The organism is Vreelandella boliviensis LC1 (genome assembly GCF_000236035.1).
Classification (GTDB): Bacteria; Pseudomonadota; Gammaproteobacteria; order Pseudomonadales; family Halomonadaceae; genus Vreelandella; species Vreelandella boliviensis.
Genome location: NZ_JH393257.1, coordinates 477,129 through 494,937 on the forward strand (window position 1 = coordinate 477,129; position 17,809 = coordinate 494,937).

General features: G+C 55.2%; 17 protein-coding genes. 8 read left to right on the forward strand and 9 right to left on the reverse strand.

Annotation, left to right across the window (positions count from 1 at the left end; all coding sequences use genetic code 11):
* Positions 1-32: 32 nt before the first annotated feature.
* Genes KUC_RS02055 through KUC_RS02065 form a run of 3 tightly spaced genes read right to left on the reverse strand, consistent with a single transcriptional unit; the run spans position 33 to position 2,588 of the window.
* On the reverse strand, positions 33-563 hold the full coding sequence (locus KUC_RS02055; RefSeq protein WP_007111417.1) for a GDYXXLXY domain-containing protein: 531 nt from the start codon (positions 561-563) through the stop codon (positions 33-35).
* Positions 556-1,719 carry a DUF4401 domain-containing protein gene (locus KUC_RS02060; protein ID WP_244264720.1) on the reverse strand — a complete coding sequence of 388 codons (1,164 nt, stop codon included), beginning with the start codon at positions 1,717-1,719 and terminating at the stop codon, positions 556-558. The genes KUC_RS02055 and KUC_RS02060 overlap by 8 nt, the downstream gene beginning before the upstream one ends.
* Positions 1,617-2,588, reverse strand: a complete 972-nt coding sequence (locus KUC_RS02065; RefSeq protein WP_007111419.1) for a DUF2157 domain-containing protein — start codon at positions 2,586-2,588, stop codon at positions 1,617-1,619. Before KUC_RS02065 ends, KUC_RS02060 begins: the two co-directional genes overlap by 103 nt.
* Positions 2,589-2,818: 230 nt before the next feature.
* On the opposite strand from KUC_RS02065, the gene KUC_RS02070 reads away from it, so the two are divergent.
* From KUC_RS02070 to KUC_RS02095, 6 genes are all read left to right on the forward strand, one after another.
* Positions 2,819-3,097, forward strand: coding sequence for a hypothetical protein (locus tag KUC_RS02070; RefSeq protein WP_007111420.1), 279 nt, complete (start codon positions 2,819-2,821; stop codon positions 3,095-3,097).
* Positions 3,098-3,144: 47 nt separating this feature from the next.
* Positions 3,145-3,846: a response regulator transcription factor gene (locus KUC_RS02075; RefSeq protein ID WP_007111421.1), complete on the forward strand. Its 702-nt coding sequence runs from the start codon at positions 3,145-3,147 to the stop codon at positions 3,844-3,846.
* Between the two features lie 3 nt (positions 3,847-3,849).
* A complete protein-coding gene (locus tag KUC_RS02080) occupies positions 3,850-5,370 on the forward strand; it encodes a sensor histidine kinase (RefSeq protein WP_007111422.1) in 1,521 nt (506 codons plus the stop codon).
* Positions 5,371-5,476: 106 nt separating this feature from the next.
* The gene (msrP, locus tag KUC_RS02085) at positions 5,477-6,493 is read left to right on the forward strand and encodes a protein-methionine-sulfoxide reductase catalytic subunit MsrP (RefSeq protein WP_007111423.1); all 1,017 of its coding nucleotides are present in this window, start codon (positions 5,477-5,479) and stop codon (positions 6,491-6,493) included.
* Positions 6,493-7,110, forward strand: a complete 618-nt coding sequence (gene msrQ / locus KUC_RS02090; protein ID WP_007111424.1) for a protein-methionine-sulfoxide reductase heme-binding subunit MsrQ — start codon at positions 6,493-6,495, stop codon at positions 7,108-7,110. Before msrP ends, msrQ begins: the two co-directional genes overlap by 1 nt.
* 103 nt (positions 7,111-7,213) lie before the next feature.
* Positions 7,214-9,007, forward strand: coding sequence for a S8/S53 family peptidase (locus KUC_RS02095; protein WP_007111425.1), 1,794 nt, complete (start codon positions 7,214-7,216; stop codon positions 9,005-9,007).
* Between the two features lie 103 nt (positions 9,008-9,110).
* Here KUC_RS02095 and KUC_RS02100 read toward each other — a convergent pair whose 3' ends face one another.
* The 5 genes from KUC_RS02100 to KUC_RS02120 form a co-directional block, all read right to left on the reverse strand.
* Positions 9,111-9,971, reverse strand: a complete 861-nt coding sequence (locus KUC_RS02100) for an alpha/beta hydrolase (protein WP_007111427.1) — start codon at positions 9,969-9,971, stop codon at positions 9,111-9,113.
* A 31-nt stretch (positions 9,972-10,002) separates the two neighbouring features.
* A complete protein-coding gene (locus KUC_RS02105) occupies positions 10,003-12,411 on the reverse strand; it encodes a TonB-dependent siderophore receptor (protein ID WP_141243392.1) in 2,409 nt (802 codons plus the stop codon).
* A gap of 84 nt (positions 12,412-12,495) precedes the next feature.
* Positions 12,496-13,470, reverse strand: coding sequence for a FecR domain-containing protein (locus KUC_RS02110; protein WP_007111429.1), 975 nt, complete (start codon positions 13,468-13,470; stop codon positions 12,496-12,498).
* On the reverse strand, positions 13,467-13,991 hold the full coding sequence (locus KUC_RS02115) for a sigma-70 family RNA polymerase sigma factor (protein ID WP_007111430.1): 525 nt from the start codon (positions 13,989-13,991) through the stop codon (positions 13,467-13,469). The genes KUC_RS02110 and KUC_RS02115 overlap by 4 nt, the downstream gene beginning before the upstream one ends.
* Positions 13,992-14,354: 363 nt before the next feature.
* Positions 14,355-15,014 (reverse strand): NADPH-dependent F420 reductase, encoded by a 660-nt coding sequence (locus KUC_RS02120; protein WP_007111431.1) that lies wholly within the window; start codon positions 15,012-15,014, stop codon positions 14,355-14,357.
* Positions 15,015-15,114: 100 nt separating this feature from the next.
* Here KUC_RS02120 and KUC_RS02125 point away from each other — a divergent pair, with 100 nt between their 5' ends.
* Positions 15,115-16,008, forward strand: a complete 894-nt coding sequence (locus KUC_RS02125; RefSeq protein WP_007111432.1) for a LysR substrate-binding domain-containing protein — start codon at positions 15,115-15,117, stop codon at positions 16,006-16,008.
* Between the two features lie 114 nt (positions 16,009-16,122).
* Here the strand turns inward: KUC_RS02125 and KUC_RS02130 are convergent, their stop codons facing one another.
* On the reverse strand, positions 16,123-16,962 hold the full coding sequence (locus tag KUC_RS02130) for a helix-turn-helix transcriptional regulator (RefSeq protein WP_040479256.1): 840 nt from the start codon (positions 16,960-16,962) through the stop codon (positions 16,123-16,125).
* A gap of 142 nt (positions 16,963-17,104) precedes the next feature.
* Between KUC_RS02130 and KUC_RS19850 the strand changes: the two genes are divergently transcribed.
* The coding region (locus KUC_RS19850; protein WP_244264721.1) for an MFS transporter at positions 17,105-17,809 on the forward strand (705 nt) is incomplete at its 3' end.

Sequence of the window (17,809 nt, forward strand, 5' to 3'; positions counted from 1 at the left end):
GAGGCTCCCGCACCATAAGGCGGGAGCCTTCGTCATTTATTTGCCGGTTCGTAGGGCTCGTGGCTCAGATCCTTTAGCGCTTCATTGTGCAAGGAAACCAACAGCGGTTCACCGTCAGTATTGACACGAAATTGACCATAGCGCGCGGACTCATAGCGTTCGGCCTGGCCTTCCTGAAAGAAGAAAGCGTTGGTAGCAAAGCGTACTTGACCATTGCGAAGCCGATAGCCCAAACGTCTTTCGTTTCCGTTCAGTGGGGCGCCATTGTCCAACCGCTCAAAGCTAGCAAGACGCTTTTCATCGAGTCGCACAACAACAGTGCCATTGTGTGCTTTCGGGGTATCCCCATCGGCCCCAGCCTGATGAAGCGTGCTTTGAATTCGGTTGCTGAGTGCGAAGTTCAGTGCCATATAATCGCCCTGCATCAGCGATCGCGGATCTACCGGTGCCAGCTCAAGATACATAACCTCGCCTTCGGCTAAGTGTCCTTCCTTTTCCCAGATGGCCCAATTAACCGCGGCCAGGATCACCAGTAGGGTTACCGCCACGATGATTTTATTCATCACCTTGCCCCTTTATGTTCCACCACCAGTGCCTTAGCGCAAAGCGCATTGTCAGAATAAGCCCGCCAATGATCAGCAGTGTTAGCGCTTTGGTTAACAGCGTCGCGTCCAGCCAGTAGTAATAACTGCCAATGCCCATTAACAGCAATAGCACCCCAAGCCCCATCACTAGGCGATGCCCTATCGCGAAACCTAACAGTAAGACCACCAAGCCCTGGCCCACCCCCGGCGCATAAAATGAGACCACCAGCAGCGCGATAGGGCTTAGATATAGCACCCAATGGGTTTTGAAATCAGGGATTGTATAAAGCAGCAGCGCCAAAGAGAACGCCATTAACACGGCGTTTAACCAAGCCGCCGACCATGCAAAAGCGGTAGTGCTCTGTGCGTCAAACCAGAAGGCGAACGACTGGCCGCTATGCGCTAATCCCTGCATCACCAGCAGGCCTATTAACAGGCCATAGCCCCATGCGTGCATGTCCCGAATACGGCTGGGCCAACGAAATTCGTTTAACCAGAGCATCGTTAGCGCCAGCAGCACTATCCCACTTGCCACTGGCGCCATAGCGTTCACTGCCAAAGCCATATAGAGCGCCAAGCTGGCGGCAAACGCTGAAAACGTACGGTGAACCAGGCTCGGCATTACCAACGCCAGGGCGCTCTGCAAGGCCAGCAGCGACCACCCCAGCAGTAACCAAAATGGATAAGCAGAGTCATTCCAAAACGCTACCACTGCCCAAGCAATCAGCAGCTGCCCGGCTAAACTAACCGCCAGCGCCAAGTGTTCGAGCACATCACTGCGAGCTTTGCGAAATAACCCATAAGCGGCGCCGATCATCACCAGCCCCAAGCCCAACGACGCAGCGGGACTCTCCGCCACAAACACTACGCCCATGGCGATAAAGCCAAGCAGAAATAGCGCCGCCAACCAGCCGGAAAACGCTTGCAGCGCGCGCACAAACCAGGGCGTTTGCAACTGCGCAGAGGTAGTAGGCTCGTTTAACGTAATGCCCGCTTGAGTCAGCCTGGCTTTAAAGTCATTAACGTTGTTCGTCACTGGGCGAGCTCCCGATGTAGCCGCTTTAGCCATACCACTGCCCCAGCGCCCATCGCCAACACCGCGATAGAGATCAACATCAGGCTTCCTTCCTGCCAATCGCCCTCCCACAGCAAAATTCTGGCAAGTAGCAGCGTGGTCACCGTTATCAATGAGACACAGCCGCCCGCGATCATAAACAGGTCAGGCCACGAGTAGCGATAAACGCTATACAGCGCCGCCAACCAGAATGGATAAATCGCCAGCACTGGCGACCCGACGAGGCCTGTATCAACTATCAACGTCATCATTAACAACGTCACCGGCAGCCCGCTGCCCACCGCCAACAAGCGCACCGCCCACTGCCGTGGCCAGCCCCGGTAACGAGCACCCCATTCCCAGGTTGCCAATGCCAGGGTGTTGAGTAAAAACAACCCCCACAGCGCAGCATCGCTACTGGTCAAAACGCCAAACGGCCCGCCCCAGGTACGAAAATAGAGCCCGACGGCCAGATTCAGCAACCCCAGCCACAGCACCCACAGCAGCTCAAAACGCGCTACCCAGACCCATGGCAGCGTCATCACCGCCCAGGTAAAAAACAGCTGCCAGGGGTCGGCGCCGGTTTGGTACACCTGCCCAAACAGCGCCAACAGTACGCCCACCAATAAAGTGGCCGACGTTAGCGCCACACGCGAAACCATCGGGCTGGCCTTGGGCCAAATGGCGACAACTACCGCCAGCACCGACGCCGCTTGCACTAAGCCAAAACGTGCCCAATGGCTCATCTCCGCCCAGTTGTAGGCAATAAAAAACAGCACTGCGAAGGCCATCGCCAGACCACCCAGCCACAGCAGCATTCGATCAATAAACACGGCCCAGGCACGGGGCGAAGGGCGGAGCTCGGCAACCTGGATAGCCCGCGCCACCTGTTCAGGCGGTATCACGCCCTGCTCAATCAGTGATATCAGTTCACGGCGGGTAGATGCCATGGGTGCTCCTTGTTGAAACTCACTTGTTAAAACTCACTTGTTAAAACTAACTTTTTGAAATACAGGAGTTGGTGTTATTGCCATCGCACTATCATTCGGCCATCCGTGACACTTTTGTGAGATTTGCGCGATACACTCTTTAACACTGCGTGATTCTACTGTGATGGTGAGCACCGAGGATATCTTTAAGCCTGCCAGCCCGGCAGACTTAAAATCCAGGGGAAATCACTATGAACAAGTTCACTACCTTCGCTGCCATCTGTCTACTCAGCCTGATTGCAACGGCCAGCCATGCTGATGAAAAAATGTCCGAAGAGGGCATGATGGAAGACGACATGCATGAGTCGATGGAGCACGAATCAATGGAGAATAGTGACATGAAGACGGACGATATGTCCGACTCTATGGATGACTCCATGACCGATTCAATGGACAGTGATATGCAAGATGACAGCATGTCCGAGGGCGATATGGAAATGGAAGAGGACATGGAAAGCGAGGGAATGTAAGCCTCAGGCACACAAACCTATCGCGGACATTTAAAAATCAGGAAGCTATGACACGAAACGTACTGATTATTGAGGACAACCCCGGTATCGGCGAGCTCGTCCGCATACACGTGGCCGAACTCGGCATGAACCCCGTTCTTTGTGAGCGTGGGGATACTGGGCTTGCGCGTTTTCGCGAAGGGGGAATCGACCTGGTGATTCTCGATCTGATGTTGCCCGGTATGGACGGGCTGTCAGTATGTCGCGAAATCCGCTCCGGCCCAGGCTATGTTCCCGTACTAATACTCACGGCTAAAAGCACTGAGCTGGATCGGGTTCTGGGCCTGGAAATGGGAGCAGATGATTACCTCACCAAACCCTTCAGCGTGGCCGAACTCTCTGCCCGGGTGAAGGCCTTGTTCCGACGCGCGGATGCCATGGCATCCGCGCCAGTCGCAAAAACCTGCGACGAAGAGTTGACCACCGATGGGTTGCGTATTGACCCTGTCCGCCGACGGGTGTTTGTAAAGGAACAAGCCGTCGAGCTCACCGCGCGGGAGTTCGACCTGCTCTGGCATTTTGCCAGCCATCCAGGTCGGGTATTCAGCCGGGTCCAACTGCTCGACGCCGTATGGGGCTACAGCCACGAAGGTTACGAGCACACCGTCAATACCCATATCAACCGGCTGCGGGGGAAGATCGAAACGGACCCCGCTCACCCGGCATTTATCCAGACGGTTTGGGGGGTGGGCTATCGCTTCCGCGAATAATCTATGCTGAAAACACTCTACACTCGGCTAGCCCTTGGCCTATTTCTGCTGTTGCTGGCCGTCGGCCTGCTTTACACCTTTATTAGCCTGTATTCGCTGCGTGAATACAGTGCTTCAGTCAACCAGGCACTGCATCAGGATCTGGCACAGAACTTAGTGTCTGACAGAAACCTAGTCCGTGACGGTAAACTTGACCGTAGCGCATTAGAAGAACTGTTCGCCTTGTACATGGCCATTAACCCCAGCATCGAGATCTACCTGCTGGATCTCGATGGCACACTTCTCTCCTATTCGGCAGACCCAGCGAAGATCAAACGCAATCAGGTATCCCTGGCGCCCATACACAGGCTGATGGATGACATGAGCCTTTACCCGCTACTCGGCGACGACCCCCGCAACCATGACCGGCAGAAAGTCTTTTCTGTTACCCCGGTGCCCTCGGCGGACACTCCGGAAGGCTACCTTTATGTGGTGTTGCGGGGTGAAGAGTATGACGCTGCAGAAACCATGGCCCGTGGTGGCCGTATTCTGAAGATGAGCGCATGGGCGTTGCTGGTTAGCTTGACGGTGGCGATGGTCGCGGGACTGACCATTTTCCACCTGCTGACTCGCCGATTGAGATCGCTAACGCGGCTGGTAGAGCAATTCGAGAATAGCGATATGCGCCAGGACCCGTCCAGCACTTGGTCTAGCACATGGTCTAACTCCCCTGGGTACAGCAAAAGATGGCGCGATAAGCGTCCCGAGGTGCGTGACGAAATCGACTACCTGGGTGTCACCTTCGATGAGATGGCCCGCCGGATTGCCACTCAGATCGAACAGCTGACAGAAAAGGATGCTCAGCGCCGTCGCTTAATTGCACAGGTATCCCATGACCTTCGCACGCCGCTGGCTTCTATGCAGGGCTATATCGAAAGCCTTAAATTAAGACGTGACAGCCTCAGCCCCCAAGAGCAGGATCGCTTTCTCGACATTGCCCTCAAGGAGGGCCGCCGTCTAAGTCGCTTGGTGGATGAACTCTTCGAGCTTGCTGCCCTTGAGGCAAGGGAAAAACAGCCTGTGCCGGAACCCTTCCCACTAGCAGAGCTGGTACACGATGTGGTTCAGAAGCACGGCCAAGCCGCGCGGGACAGTCAGTTGACGCTAAGCCTAAGTGGCGATCCGGCATTGCCAACCGTCTACGCCGACCTCGCCATGACCGAACGTGTACTCGATAACTTAATCAGCAACGCCATCGCCTACAGCCCCCCAGGCAGTAGTATTGATGTCATTGTTGGCCAGACGGGTGGCGAACCAGAGGTTTGCGTGCAGGATAGTGGCCCCGGCATTTCAGCACAGGATCTGCCGCATATCTTTGACCCCTTCTATCGCGGCGAAGCCTCTGGCGGCGTCGGCCATGCCGGGCTCGGGCTGGCGATTGCACGCAGAATCATGACGCTTCAAGGCGGCGATATCCGCGTTGAAAACCTTTCCTCTGGGGGAGCATCCTTCTGTATACGCTTACCGGTATACGCATCGCATTGAGGCGACGTTTAAAAAACGTAATAACTTTGCGAATTTTCTGTGATAAATCTTGTACAAGATAGTCACAGTAGTAACACACCTTATCCATCGCCAATGGAGGCATCCCATGCTGATCAAGATTGCCAAACCGAGTGACTTACACGAATCCGATGTAACGCCTGAGTCCATCTACCTCTCTCGACGGCGCTTTATGGGCGGTATGGCAGGCCTAGGCGCGGGGCTCGCCCTCTCCGGCCACGCTCAAGCAAATGCCGACTACTCGGATGTTCCTGACGGCGATGCCCCCGCGTGGTTAAAGGAGAAAATCAGCGACACCCAGTGGCGGGCTATCACCCCTAGCGACCCTGACAAAGATAAAATAGCCCCCTTTGATGACGCCAGTGGCTACAACAACTTTTTCGAGTTCGGCACCGACAAGGGCGACCCTGCCCGCCATGCAGGCAGCCTGCAGACCGAACCATGGAGTGTGGTGGTGGATGGCGAAGTCAACAACGGTGGGCGTTTTGCCCTGGAGGACTTTGCCAAGCCCTCGCAGTTTGAAGAGCGCATTTACCGCCTGCGCTGCGTAGAAGCGTGGTCGATGGTGATTCCCTGGCTGGGTATTCCGCTGGCGGAAATCATCAAGCGCGCCGACCCCACCAGCAAAGCCAAGTACGTGCGCTTTGAAACCCTGGTAGACCCTGATCAGATGCGCGGCCAGCGCTCCTCGTTTTCGATCATCGACTGGCCATACGTGGAAGGCCTGCGTTTAGACGAAGCCATGCACCCGCTAACGCTATTAGCCATGGGCATGTACGGCCGCGAACTGCCCAACCAAAACGGCGCGCCATTACGGCTAGTGGTACCCTGGAAGTACGGCTTTAAGAGCATCAAGTCGATAGTGCGTATCTCGCTGGTTGAAGAGGAACCGGTTAACTCTTGGCAGCAAATCGCCGCTGATGAGTACGGCTTCTATGCCAACGTTAACCCAGAAGTCGACCACCCCCGCTGGAGTCAAGCCACCGAGCGGCGGCTGCCCAACAGCCTGTTCAGCCCCAATACCATCGACACCCTGATGTTTAACGGCTACGCCGACGAAGTCGCCGAAATGTATGCGGGGTTAGATTTGAGGAAGAACTACTGATGGCAACGCAGCACAAATGGCTAGCCTGGCGCGTGGCGGTATTTCTAGCGGCGCTAGCACCGCTGCTGTTTTGGAGTTGGCAGGTGGCAAATAACGCCGCAGGCCCAGAGCCAGGGCGTTACCTGTTGCTCAACATTGGCATTGGCGGGCTGTGGATGCTGCTGCTGACCCTCAGCCTTACTCCTTTGACCAAGCTCACCCGCTGGAAAGGCTTTGCGCTGATCCGGCGCCAGTTGGGCCTCTGGACGCTGGCCTACGCCACCCTGCATATGCTCAGCTATGCGCTGTTTATCCTCGGGCTTAACTGGGCGCTGCTGGGCAGCGAAATCGTCAAGCGCCCGTATATTATCGTCGGCATGATCGCGCTGATCGGCCTTGCTGTACTGGGGGCGACGTCTAATAAATGGTCGATGAAGCGCCTAGGCAAACGCTGGAAGCCGCTGCACAAATTTTCCTACGCCATTTTGGGTCTGGTGCTGCTGCACTTCTTCTGGGTCGTGCGCGCCGATATGCAAGAGTGGGCGATGTATGCCGCCATTGCTGCACTCATTATGGCCACCCGCCTACCTCCTGTTGCCCGCTTTCTGCCTAAACTGCGTTATCGTTTTAGCCGTTAAAACGCCAATAGATACCCTCGCGTACCGAACGGGTTCATGTTCTGTTCAGCTAATACGTTTATGCTGCGTGCAGTCAATCGGATACCGTTTGGAGTAGTGATAAATGGCAGTAACGTATTTGGGCGCTGGTCGGCTGGTTTCGGCGCTGGCACTGATGTTGATCGGATCTGCTGCGGTTGCTGAGCAGTCTGTCAACGATGAACAGCCTTTGCGAGTCGAACAACTGCAGCGCTGTGGCAACCTGCTGCAACTGGATAGGCAAGCGTTCTGCCTGCGTGTCAGTGGGCTTGAGAATGGCGATTTTCAGCTGAAGCTGAACGGCACAGCGCTTCGGCCAGATAACATCACTCACGACAACGACCGGGTGCGTGTAAGCATCAGCAGCGCTGATGCACAAAGCGGCCCACTATGGTTTGAGCAGCGTGAGCAGTCCAGCAACCCGGTTTGGCTCAGTCTTAACGGCAGTCACGTAGTCGCCGCCACGGATCAAGAGGTGGCGAAGAACATGGATGGCATCACCACCTACGTGGATCTGGTCAGCCTGATTATTGAAGAGAGCCACGATGGCGCCGAGGAAGCCCAGCGTTTGGCAGAGAAGTACGACGCCGAAGTCGTCGGTATGATCCCACCGCTCAACACCTATCAGCTGCGCTTGCCCGCCAACAACCTGGAACAGCGCGACGCGCTGGTACTTAGGCTGGGCAGCGAAGTGAGCGTGGATGCGGTGGTGGTCGAAGAGTCGGGGGCAGAAGAAAGCATTGAGAGCGAGATTGAAAAGCCGCCCGCTGCGGATAATAAGGAGTGGGCGTCGAACCGCTTTCTGGATGCCGTGAACTATTACCAGCGACGCCTATCACGGCAGGGCCACGGCGGGGGTATCGAGACGCAGCCCATACGTATTGGCGTCATCGAGCGCGAGGTGGACTTCGACGCGCCGGATTTTGCCGATTACCTGGGCGACTGCCGCACTGACTCAACGAGAACCTGCGTTTATGCCCGCGATGCGGCTAAGCCCGACGGGCATGGCACAACGGTCGCCGGGGTATTTGCCGCTGCCTGGAATGAAGGCGGCAATAGCGGTTTTTTACGCGGATTGGACGACGTGGGCCCTGGCTTTGATGTAATTGTGGATCGCAATTCAGATGCAGGCATTACGGCGAATGTTGCGGCTTCAGTCAATCTGGTGGAGGACGGCGTACGCGTGCTCAACTGGAGTTGGGGCATCCACCGAGTAGGCGCCATCGACATAAACGGGAAGGAGATCGATTCGCTAGTACGCTCCGGCATCGCCATGAGCGGTTACGAAGAGCTGCTCGAAGAGTTTTTCCTATGGCTGCGCCGCGAACACCCCGATGTGGTGGTCGTGAACTCAGCAGGCAATGCTTCGTCATTTTCGGGAAGTGACGATTATCGCCTGCCCTCCTCGTTTATTACCGACCAACTGTTTGTGGTGGGAGGGCATCAACGCAGCGATGAGGATGTTCAGATTGACGATCCCCGCTACGTGGTCAAACGTAACGCATCCAATATCGATATGCGGGTTGATATAACCGCAGCGGCCTGTGTGCGGGGCTCTTCCCTGGTAGAAGGTGAGCAAGGCGAAGTCCATTGCGGAACATCCTACGCGACGCCTCTAGTCGCCGGCCTATTGGCGGCAATGATGTCGATTGACCCCGAGCTTACCCCGGCACAATTACGCATGCTACTTCGCCGCAGCGCCATGACGATCGGGGAAGAGTTCGATTTCGAGCCGACAGACGCGGATGACCTAACCGCACCGATACTGCCATCGGAACGAGCTAACGAGCTGAACCACCCTGATATAGGCCTTTCCGCTCGGTTGGATATGTACAAGGCGCTGGATCTAACGGTGCAAAGTCTGGATAGGGATCGCTAGGCCAGATAAATCAGCCAAACAAAGCCCAGCTAACGGGATGGGCTTTTGCCGAGCAAGCACTTTGCGAAGATGGTTACGAAAAGCCGCCACTGTTTGCAGAGTTCTAGCCGCCCCGAGCCCCCAGAAGCTGATTAAGCACCCGCGATTCCAGCACAAAGGGAACGGACATATGATCTTCGCCTTCCACGCGGTAAAAGCTACTTCGCAAACCGTATGCCGACAGGTCTTCCAGCCGCTGATAAAGCTGACGGGCATCCTGCTGGTTCTGCAGGGAGTCGTTGTCGGCCACGATCAATGACAAGCTGCGATGGATAACATTGGCCTCTCCAGCTTCAACCTGTTGCCTGAAGTCACGTTCATGTTTCAACAGATAGCTATTATCCCACCACAGGCTGGGACTGGCGGCGACAATGTGGTTAAACATATCTGGCCGGGTAAACAGGGTATAGATTGCAAACATACCGCCAAAAGAGTGGCCGTAAAGACTTTGGTGGTGAGGATCCACAGGAAAGCGCTCGGCGACGGCTGGCATCAGGCTGTGCTCGATAAAATCCAACAGCTCATCCTGCCCGCCCTGAGGTGGCGTGTTCTGCTCCTCTGCCACTGGCGGTGATAAATCGTAGGAGCGCCGCAGGAAGTTATGCGGCGCTTCACCCGGATAAGCGATGCCCACAATAAGGGCCTGACGAAACGGCTCTTGTGCCCGCTTGGCCTCATGCAAGGAAGCGAAATAAGCGTTGCCATCCAACACATAGATGACCGGGTAACCGCCGCTATCAGGCACCTCGCCTTCCGGTTTGCTGATAAGGATACGATAGGTGGCACCCTGATCGTTTTGCACCGTCCATTCCAGCGTCTGATCTAGGGTCACTTGACGTTCAACCGTTATTGGCGACGCCTGTGCTTGCGGCGCCGTCAACAAGAGCAACCCGGTAAACACTAAACTACTCACGAACAGTTGCATGACTCGTTGCCCTCGCGATTCTATCGCTTCATCACCATTGGTAAGCGATGCTACCAATCAGGCTGCGACCAGCGCCGCGATAACAATAAATGCCTTCACAGGAGATATGCTCCTCATCTGTTACGTTAGTGGCGTTGAGGCTGGCACGCACACCCTGTAAAGAGCCCGCGAAATCATAGTGAGCCGCCATATCAATCAGGCTGTATGCACCGTTTTCATTGCTGTTGGCGTTATCAATGTACTCACTCCCGGTGTAGCGCACCCCACCGGACAGATGCAGTCGTTCCAACGCAGGAACGCGATAATCCACCCAAAGGGACGCCAGATGGCGTGGGGTATTCGCCAAGTCACTCCCCTCGTTGCCATCATTGTCTGCGGTGATTTCGCTGCGGTTATAGTTGTAACTTGCGGTCATGCGCAGGTTATCGGTGACATTCCCAACAGCCTCAAGCTCCAGCCCACGAGTGCGCACTTCTCCGGTTTGGATTTGAAACAGCGGATTGTCCAGGTCGTTGGTTTTACGGTTGATTTCATCGATCTGGTAGATCGCCGCAGTCAGCATCGCGTCACTACCTGCTGGCTGGTATTTCAACCCCAGCTCAAACTGCTCGCCTTCGGTGGGATCAAAGTCATTGCCGCTCGCATCAGTGCCGCTCTCAGGCAAAAACGACTGCGCATAGCTAAAGTACGGAGATAGCCCTGAATCGAAGGCATAAAGTGCGCCAAAGCGCCAAGTGTTCTGCTCATCTTGGCTTTCACTGGTAGTACCGGTGAGATGGTTGTGCGTCTCATCTTGCACCCAATCGCGACGCAGGCCTGCGGTCAAACGCCAGTTATCGAGTTTAATCTGATCCTGTAAATAAAGACCTCTGCGATGGTTTTTACCACTGTCGTTTGTCCAAACGTTACTCGGCTGAGCGATAGGCTGACTATAATCCGGGTTGTCGATATCGATCGACGGCGCGCTGCCACCAGCATAAATAACATCGTTCTCAAGATAGGAGTAATCGACGCCTAACATCACTTGATGCTCCACCGCGCCCTGATCAAAGGTCGCCATAAGCCGGGTGTCGGTGCTAAGCGACTCCATCTCTTCGTAAAGGCCTACACTGCTACGGCTTAGCGTTGTACCGGCTAAGGTGCCAGCTGAAAGGTACTGGTTGGTGGCATCCACCTGACCGTAGCGTACATTCTGCTGCAGTTGCAGTTGGTCACTCCAACGGTGGTTAAATTCATAGCCCAGAGCCCACTGCTCTTGCTCCAGCTTGTCGTAGTCTTCATCGCCAGCCCAAAAATGGGTCAGGTTATCACCATCCTGATAAGGGCGTGGTGAAGCGGAAGTCTGGCGCTCCTGATACTGTGTAATAAAGGTAATATCGGTACGTTCGCTCATCTGCCAATGGAGAGTTGGCGCCAGCAGGGTGACGTCATTATCCACCTGTTCGATATCTGTTTGTGCATCGCGCATAACCCCCACCAAGCGGTACTGCACACCGCTGCCTATATCTCCCCCCACATCGAACTGGCCTTGCAGATGGTCATGACTCCCGACCTGCAACTGCACTTCCTTCGTCGCATCTACCTGCGGACGTTTGCTGACCCGGTTCACCAACCCACCGGGTGAAAGCTGACCATAGTGCATCGAATCGGGGCCTTTAACCACCTCAATGCGCTCCAGGTTATAGGGCACGGTAGAATAGTAAGAGAGCCAGCCGCTATTGGGTTGGCGCAAGCCATCAAGAAAATCGCCATGATATACCGTCGGGAACCCCCTCACCGAGATCAAGTCAAAGCGCGGATCCATCCCCGATGCTTCCACTCGAACCCCTGCCGTATAGGCCACCGCCTGCTCTACGGACGACGGCTGACGGTCACGAAGCTGCTCTTCGGTGACCACACTGATGCTTTGCGCAAGCTCTATCAGCGGTGTATCGGTTTTGCTACCCGCCGAGGTGCTAAAGGCCAAATAACCGTCACTACTGATTCGGCTACCCACCACCTCGACGGTATCCAACACCATGTTTTCTGCGCTACCCGCTTTTTCCATGACATAGTCCGCAGGCCCCCGCTTGACCACTTTCAAACCACTGCCCTGAAGCAACTGGGCAAACCCCTCCTCCACGCTATAACGCCCATTCAATCCAACACTGTGCAGTTCATCAGTGAGATAAGCCGAAAAAGACAACACAACGCCCGCATGACTGGCAAACTGACTCAATACACTGCCCAGTGATCCCGGTGCGATGCTGTATGCCTGCTGGTTAGCAGCCTGTTGCGCCTGCCCGTCCGCTGTTTGCGCCTGTGCTGCCTGAAGGGGCAACAGCACCATCGAACTCACTAGGGCACAACCCAGTGCGATGCCGCCAAGCGTGCACACCTGTTTGCCATGGTGATATCGAAAGGATATGTGTGTCTTGTTGGGGTTAAGAGGTATTGTCATCGCTATCTCGTCAATTCCAGAGTCTATAGATTTATCTCTGGGTCGAACGAGATCGAAAAAGGGACAATAAATAATCCACTTTTTTTATCCGATCGCTTTTATCGTTACCCAATAATGGGTCAGGCGGTCGACGCTAACCGGCAACGCATTGGCAATGGCTTGCAGCGCCCGGTCGGTATCATCAATAGGGAAAGCGCCTGACACCCTCAGCCCAGCAATGGCGGGATCACAACGCAGCATGCCTGTACGGTAACGGCTCAATTCTGCCACCAAACGGCTCAACGGCCAGTCTACCGCTACCAGCAGACCGCGCGTCCAGCTATCCGCCTGGGCGCTGGCGGTGGCAACCTCTACAGAGCGTGAGCTCATCTGTGCCTGCTCTCCGGCAACAAGGCGCTGTGTCTTGCCACCAGCCGACTGCGGAATCAACTCGACCTCATCCTCCAGCACAGTAACCTGGGTAAAAGTGCCCTGCTTGCGCACGGTGAACGCGGTGCCCAACGGCACCACAGTGCCCTGCTCGGTATGCACCTGCAGCGCTTCAGCGGCGGCAACGCCTTTCGCCCCTTGGCCCGTGCGAATAAAGATTTCGCCTGCATAGAGGCGAATCAACCGAGTGGTCGAGGTTTCCACTACATCCAGCGCGGTGGCAGTATTCAGTACCAATTGCGTACCGTCGGCCAGGGTATATTCGCGGCGCTCGCCCCGTGCAGTGCGGTGACTAGCCATCCAGCTTTCTACTGGCGCCTGCTGCCAAGCCAACGAACCCAGGACACTGCCGGCTGCCAACAAGGTAAAACTGCGCAGCACTGCTCGACGGCTATACCCCTGGCGCTGCTTGATCTGCAACGCATCAAGCGAAGGGGCGCCAGGAATCACCTGCAGTTGCTGACGCAGTTTTTCCACTTGCTGCCAAGCCTTAGCGTGGGCCGGATCCTCCGCTAACCACGCTTCATGGGCGTGTTTTTGCTGTTCGGTAACCTCCTCCGAGCACAGCAGCGCATACCAGCGGGCGGCAGACCTGAGGATATCTTTGCGGGCTACCCGGGTATCGCTCATAGCGGTTCTTCGCACATCAGTAGCAGGCAGTGCTCGGTGGCTTTGGCTATGTATTTTTTTACCGAACTGACAGAGACCCCCAAACGCTCGGCGATTTCGGCATAACGAAGTCCTTCCAGGTGGCAAAGCAGAAACGCCTCGCTGACCTTCTTGCCCAGCCCTTCCAACATTTCATCGACCTGAAACAGGGTTTCCAGAATCAGGGCCTGCTCTTCCGGCGAGATAAACACCGGCTCAGGTTGCTGCTTCAGGGCTTCCAGCCAGGCTTTTTCCAAAGCATCCCGACGCACAAAATCCACCCACACTCGGCGGGCGATGGTGGTCAGAAAGCTACGCGGTTCATGGAGTTTACTAATTTGGTCGGCGTTACTCGGAGAGGTGAGAATGCGCAGAAAGGTATCCTGAGCCAGATCAGCCGCCTGCCAGCTACAGCCCGTTTTGCGCTGCAACCAGTGCTGCAACCAGCCATGGTGAGCACTGTACATCTCGGCCAGCGGCGTACTTTTAGCTGAACCCGGCATTCTCCCCCTCCCAAACGATCAGCAAACGGAGGGTAATTCTAATAACAGCAATCAGTTAATACAAATCATTATTATTTTCTTTACGTACATTATCATTCTCTTTAGTGTTGACCCGCTTATTGAGCGCTCATTCCTCGACGATGGCGACCGTACACTGTCTAAACCGCACCATCAGTTGAGTCGATGGGCATAGCTCTCGCTTGTGCGAATCGGGCGAATATTCATAGAGTCACTCCCTTTCAACTGCTGTTACCCGACAAGCTGGCTCTTGGATATCTTGTCTTGATGTTATGGAAAATCTTCCACTGCGCATGTTTATCTTCGTCGACCCAAGCGTACAGCGAACCTTTTTTGTTTCCCTTTTCATCGCCGCCACGATCCTTCCGGCATATCAATGTCACGCTGCGCCTCATCCAGCGCCTGACGCAATCCTTCCCGATCGTACGGTATACAATAAGCTGGTTTGGCGCGCTCAAAACGCCAGCTTTCGGCAAGCGACCCCACATCAACAACATCGAAGCCCAGCTGGCGCACCAGGTTTGCGACGATCACCTTGGCCACGTCATCATCCCCCGCTATAGGTAAGGCTCGCCGGGTTCCCGAAGGTAGTGTTTGCCCGCCTTGCTCCAGATCGGTGGCCAGGATCGCATTGAATGCCTTCACGAGATGGGTACCTGTCAAATGCTGCGCCAACAGTCCACTCGTCGTCGCCCTGCGCTCATCCAGTTCCGGAATCGACCCATCTCGATCCGGGTAGTAGTTATTGGCGTCCAACACGATCTTGTCACGTAGCGACTCAACTGGAAGATTCGCGTATTGATGAAAGGGAATGGCGATCAGGATAATGTCACCGAAACCGATGGCCTCTTGCACAGTACCAATTTGTGCACCAATTTTCGGCGGGATGCTGCTGAGTATCTGCGGCCCCCGCGAGTTACTGACCATGACCTCATGGCCTGCCGCAATCGTCAGCCGTGCAAACGCTTGCCCGATAAATCCCGCACCAATCACCCCGATCTGCATGTCTTTCTCCCGGCAGCTTTAAGATAAACTGCACTTTATTCCTCTACCTATACGTGATAAACATCACCTTAGTTACTTAATCATCTAACAAGAGTTGATAATGCTGGATCGGCTAACGAGCATGGCTATTTTTGTACGGGTTGCCGATCTTGGCTCCTTCACGGCCGCCGCCGCAGAATTCGGCCTATCGACGCAGATGGTTTCCAAGCACATCATGGCACTGGAGCAGCAGCTTGGGTCGCGGCTATTGCACCGCACCACACGCAAACAGAGCCTGACCGAGATCGGGCACCTCTATCATGAGCGTTGCCAAACAATCCTCGCAGAAGTCGAGGCGGCCGATGCAGTGACGAAACAAGCCCAGGCCGAGCCACGGGGCCGTCTCAGAATCAACGCGCCCGTCACGTTTGGCAGTCAAAGGCTAGTTCCTTTCGTTACCCGCTACCTTCTTGAGTATCCAGAGGTGGAGGTGGATCTCACCTTGTCGGATCGCTTGGTCGACCCTATTGAGGAAGGCTACGAAGCCGTCATTCGCCTTGGGCCAATCGACGACAGCACCACACTGGTGGCACGTCCGCTTGCTCCCTATCGGCTTATCGCCTGTGCCTCACCTACCTATTTAGCTGAACACGGTGAGCCTAAGACACCTGCGGATCTGGTCGAGCATGAGTGCCTGGGCTTCGCCTATGGGTTCGGCGCTTTGGGCAGAAAGTGGCGTTTCAGTCGCGACAGCTGCACATATGATGTGCCCGTGAATGGGCGGCTACAAATCAACGACTGGAAGGGGCTGCTTCGCGCAGCCCTGGAGGGGTTCGGCATTACATTGGGCTACGAAGCCGCACTAGCTGAGGAGTTATCCGCCGGGCGGCTGGTGCGCATCTTGCCAGACTATGAGGGGCCTTCAAGACCCATGCACTTGCTCTACGCCGCCGATCAGCGCATGACACCGAAGCTACGTCATTTTATAGACGATATTGTGACTACATTCTCTTAATTGTGAACACATTCGCTTAGCCGACTATTGAGGGCGTATCTGCTTCAATCCGTGCCACCTTTGCAGAGAATAGATACCTGACGTCCCCCATCTCGTACTCTTAGCAAATACTATTTAACCCACTACCCACTCATTAAAAGCCCACTGCTCGGTATCGGCTCCCTTGTGGGCATAGTAAACCAGCCGCAGGTGGCGCTCTTCGTCAACGGTGAGCGTCGTGTGTTCAAACGCCACAACGCCGAGCGCTTCAAGATAAAGATGACGCACTCCCTGGCAAGGCACGTTGACCTCCTGGTTTTTCCGCCATGCCTTAAACTCAGGTGCCACTTTGGTTAACTCTTCAACCAACTCATCAATAGCTGGATCTTCGGTTGCACGGGCAAAGTCGCGCTGGAAACTGGATAGCATTTGGCAAACCTGCTCTTCCCAGGGTGATAGCAGTTGGCGCATGGCAGGGTCGGTAAATATCAACCACAGCATATTGCGGCGCTCTGGTGCATGGGCGGAGAAGCTGAACAGCTTATCGGCGACGGCGTTCCAGGCCAGCACATCCCAGCGTAAGTTAAGGATATAGGCGGGCCGGGTGGGCAGGTCGTCCATCAAGGTTTGCACCAGCGGCGGCACGCTACACCAGGTTTTACCTAGCTCTGAGGGTAGCCGCTGATGGGCAAGCAAGAACAAATGGCGGCGTTCCGCCGCATCCAGCTTGAGCGTCTTGGATAAGTTGTCCAGAAACGTCGCCGATACGCTAATATCGCGGCCCTGCTCCAACCAGGTATACCAAGTCAGCCCTACGCCCGCTAACGCGGCGACTTCTTCTCGCCTTAACCCTGGCGTACGCCGCCGACGGCCACGGGGAAGCCCCATCTCTTCCGGCGCGATTTTCTCTCGGTGCTTACGTAGAAACTCAGCCAAGTCTTCCCGCGTTCGAGTCAGCGTCCTGGGAGCAGTCATCTTATTACCCTTCTAATAGCTTGTTACCCCTAGTAATAGCATAAACACTTAAATTGTACCCCCTTTAAAGCCTCTCCAGAATAGCCTCTCGCTGACAGAACTAGCGATGATTTTTCGATCCTTATCTAACGTGGAGAGCGTGATGGCTGACCAATCTCGTTTATCGGTTTATTTAGTTGCCTTGGGTGCGTTTGCGCTGGGGATGGCCTCTTATGTCACCGCTGGGCTCATTCCACTTATCGGCGACGCTTTTAGTGTCTCTGCTGCCAAGGCCGCACAGTTAGTCACGGCGTTCACCTTAGCCTATGGATTAGGCTCGCCCATCGTCGTGGCACTACTGCCCGGCCATCATCAACGCTTGGGCTTACTGGTGGCGTTAGCCATTTTTATTGTGGCTAACATTGCCAGCGCGCTGACCACCAGTTTTATATCCCTCGCTATTTGGCGAGCGGTCGCTGGCATGGGCGCGGGGGTTTATCTTGCCATGGGCATTGCCGCCGCAGCCGCCATCACGCCTGAAGTGCAGCGTGGTAAAGCGATTGCGATCATTATGGGCGGCATGGCGAGTGGAACAGTATTGGGGGTGCCTGTCAGCCTACTGCTGGCGGAACGCTTAGGTTGGGCGTCAGCCATGTGGCTTATCGCAGTACTCGGCTTCATCGCCTATGCGGGGCTACAGCTGAAACTACCTGCACTTCCAATCGCACCAACGCTGTCACTGGTCCGCAAACTAGCTATTTTGAGAAACCCTCATGCCATGGGCATTCTGGCAGTTTCCCTATTGGCGGCCATTGCCAGCTTAGGCATGTATACCTTTATCGCTCCGTTTATGGCGGCCGCCGAGTCA

Excerpts from the sequence above, each read along its gene's own strand:
- KUC_RS02055 (WP_007111417.1), bottom strand. The coding sequence starts at position 563 with ATGAATAAAATCATCGTGGCGGTAACCCTACTGGTGATCCTGGCCGCG.
- KUC_RS02065 (WP_007111419.1), bottom strand. The coding sequence starts at position 2,588 with ATGGCATCTACCCGCCGTGAACTGATATCACTGATTGAGCAGGGCGTG.
- KUC_RS02070 (WP_007111420.1), top strand. The coding sequence starts at position 2,819 with ATGAACAAGTTCACTACCTTCGCTGCCATCTGTCTACTCAGCCTGATT.
- KUC_RS02075 (WP_007111421.1), top strand. The coding sequence starts at position 3,145 with ATGACACGAAACGTACTGATTATTGAGGACAACCCCGGTATCGGCGAG.
- KUC_RS02080 (WP_007111422.1), top strand. The coding sequence starts at position 3,850 with ATGCTGAAAACACTCTACACTCGGCTAGCCCTTGGCCTATTTCTGCTG.
- msrP (WP_007111423.1), top strand. The coding sequence starts at position 5,477 with ATGCTGATCAAGATTGCCAAACCGAGTGACTTACACGAATCCGATGTA.
- msrQ (WP_007111424.1), top strand. The coding sequence starts at position 6,493 with ATGGCAACGCAGCACAAATGGCTAGCCTGGCGCGTGGCGGTATTTCTA.
- KUC_RS02095 (WP_007111425.1), top strand. The coding sequence starts at position 7,214 with ATGGCAGTAACGTATTTGGGCGCTGGTCGGCTGGTTTCGGCGCTGGCA.
- KUC_RS02100 (WP_007111427.1), bottom strand. The coding sequence starts at position 9,971 with ATGCAACTGTTCGTGAGTAGTTTAGTGTTTACCGGGTTGCTCTTGTTG.
- KUC_RS02105 (WP_141243392.1), bottom strand. The coding sequence starts at position 12,411 with ATGACAATACCTCTTAACCCCAACAAGACACACATATCCTTTCGATAT.
- KUC_RS02110 (WP_007111429.1), bottom strand. The coding sequence starts at position 13,470 with ATGAGCGATACCCGGGTAGCCCGCAAAGATATCCTCAGGTCTGCCGCC.
- KUC_RS02115 (WP_007111430.1), bottom strand. The coding sequence starts at position 13,991 with ATGCCGGGTTCAGCTAAAAGTACGCCGCTGGCCGAGATGTACAGTGCT.
- KUC_RS02120 (WP_007111431.1), bottom strand. The coding sequence starts at position 15,014 with ATGCAGATCGGGGTGATTGGTGCGGGATTTATCGGGCAAGCGTTTGCA.
- KUC_RS02125 (WP_007111432.1), top strand. The coding sequence starts at position 15,115 with ATGCTGGATCGGCTAACGAGCATGGCTATTTTTGTACGGGTTGCCGAT.
- KUC_RS02130 (WP_040479256.1), bottom strand. The coding sequence starts at position 16,962 with ATGACTGCTCCCAGGACGCTGACTCGAACGCGGGAAGACTTGGCTGAG.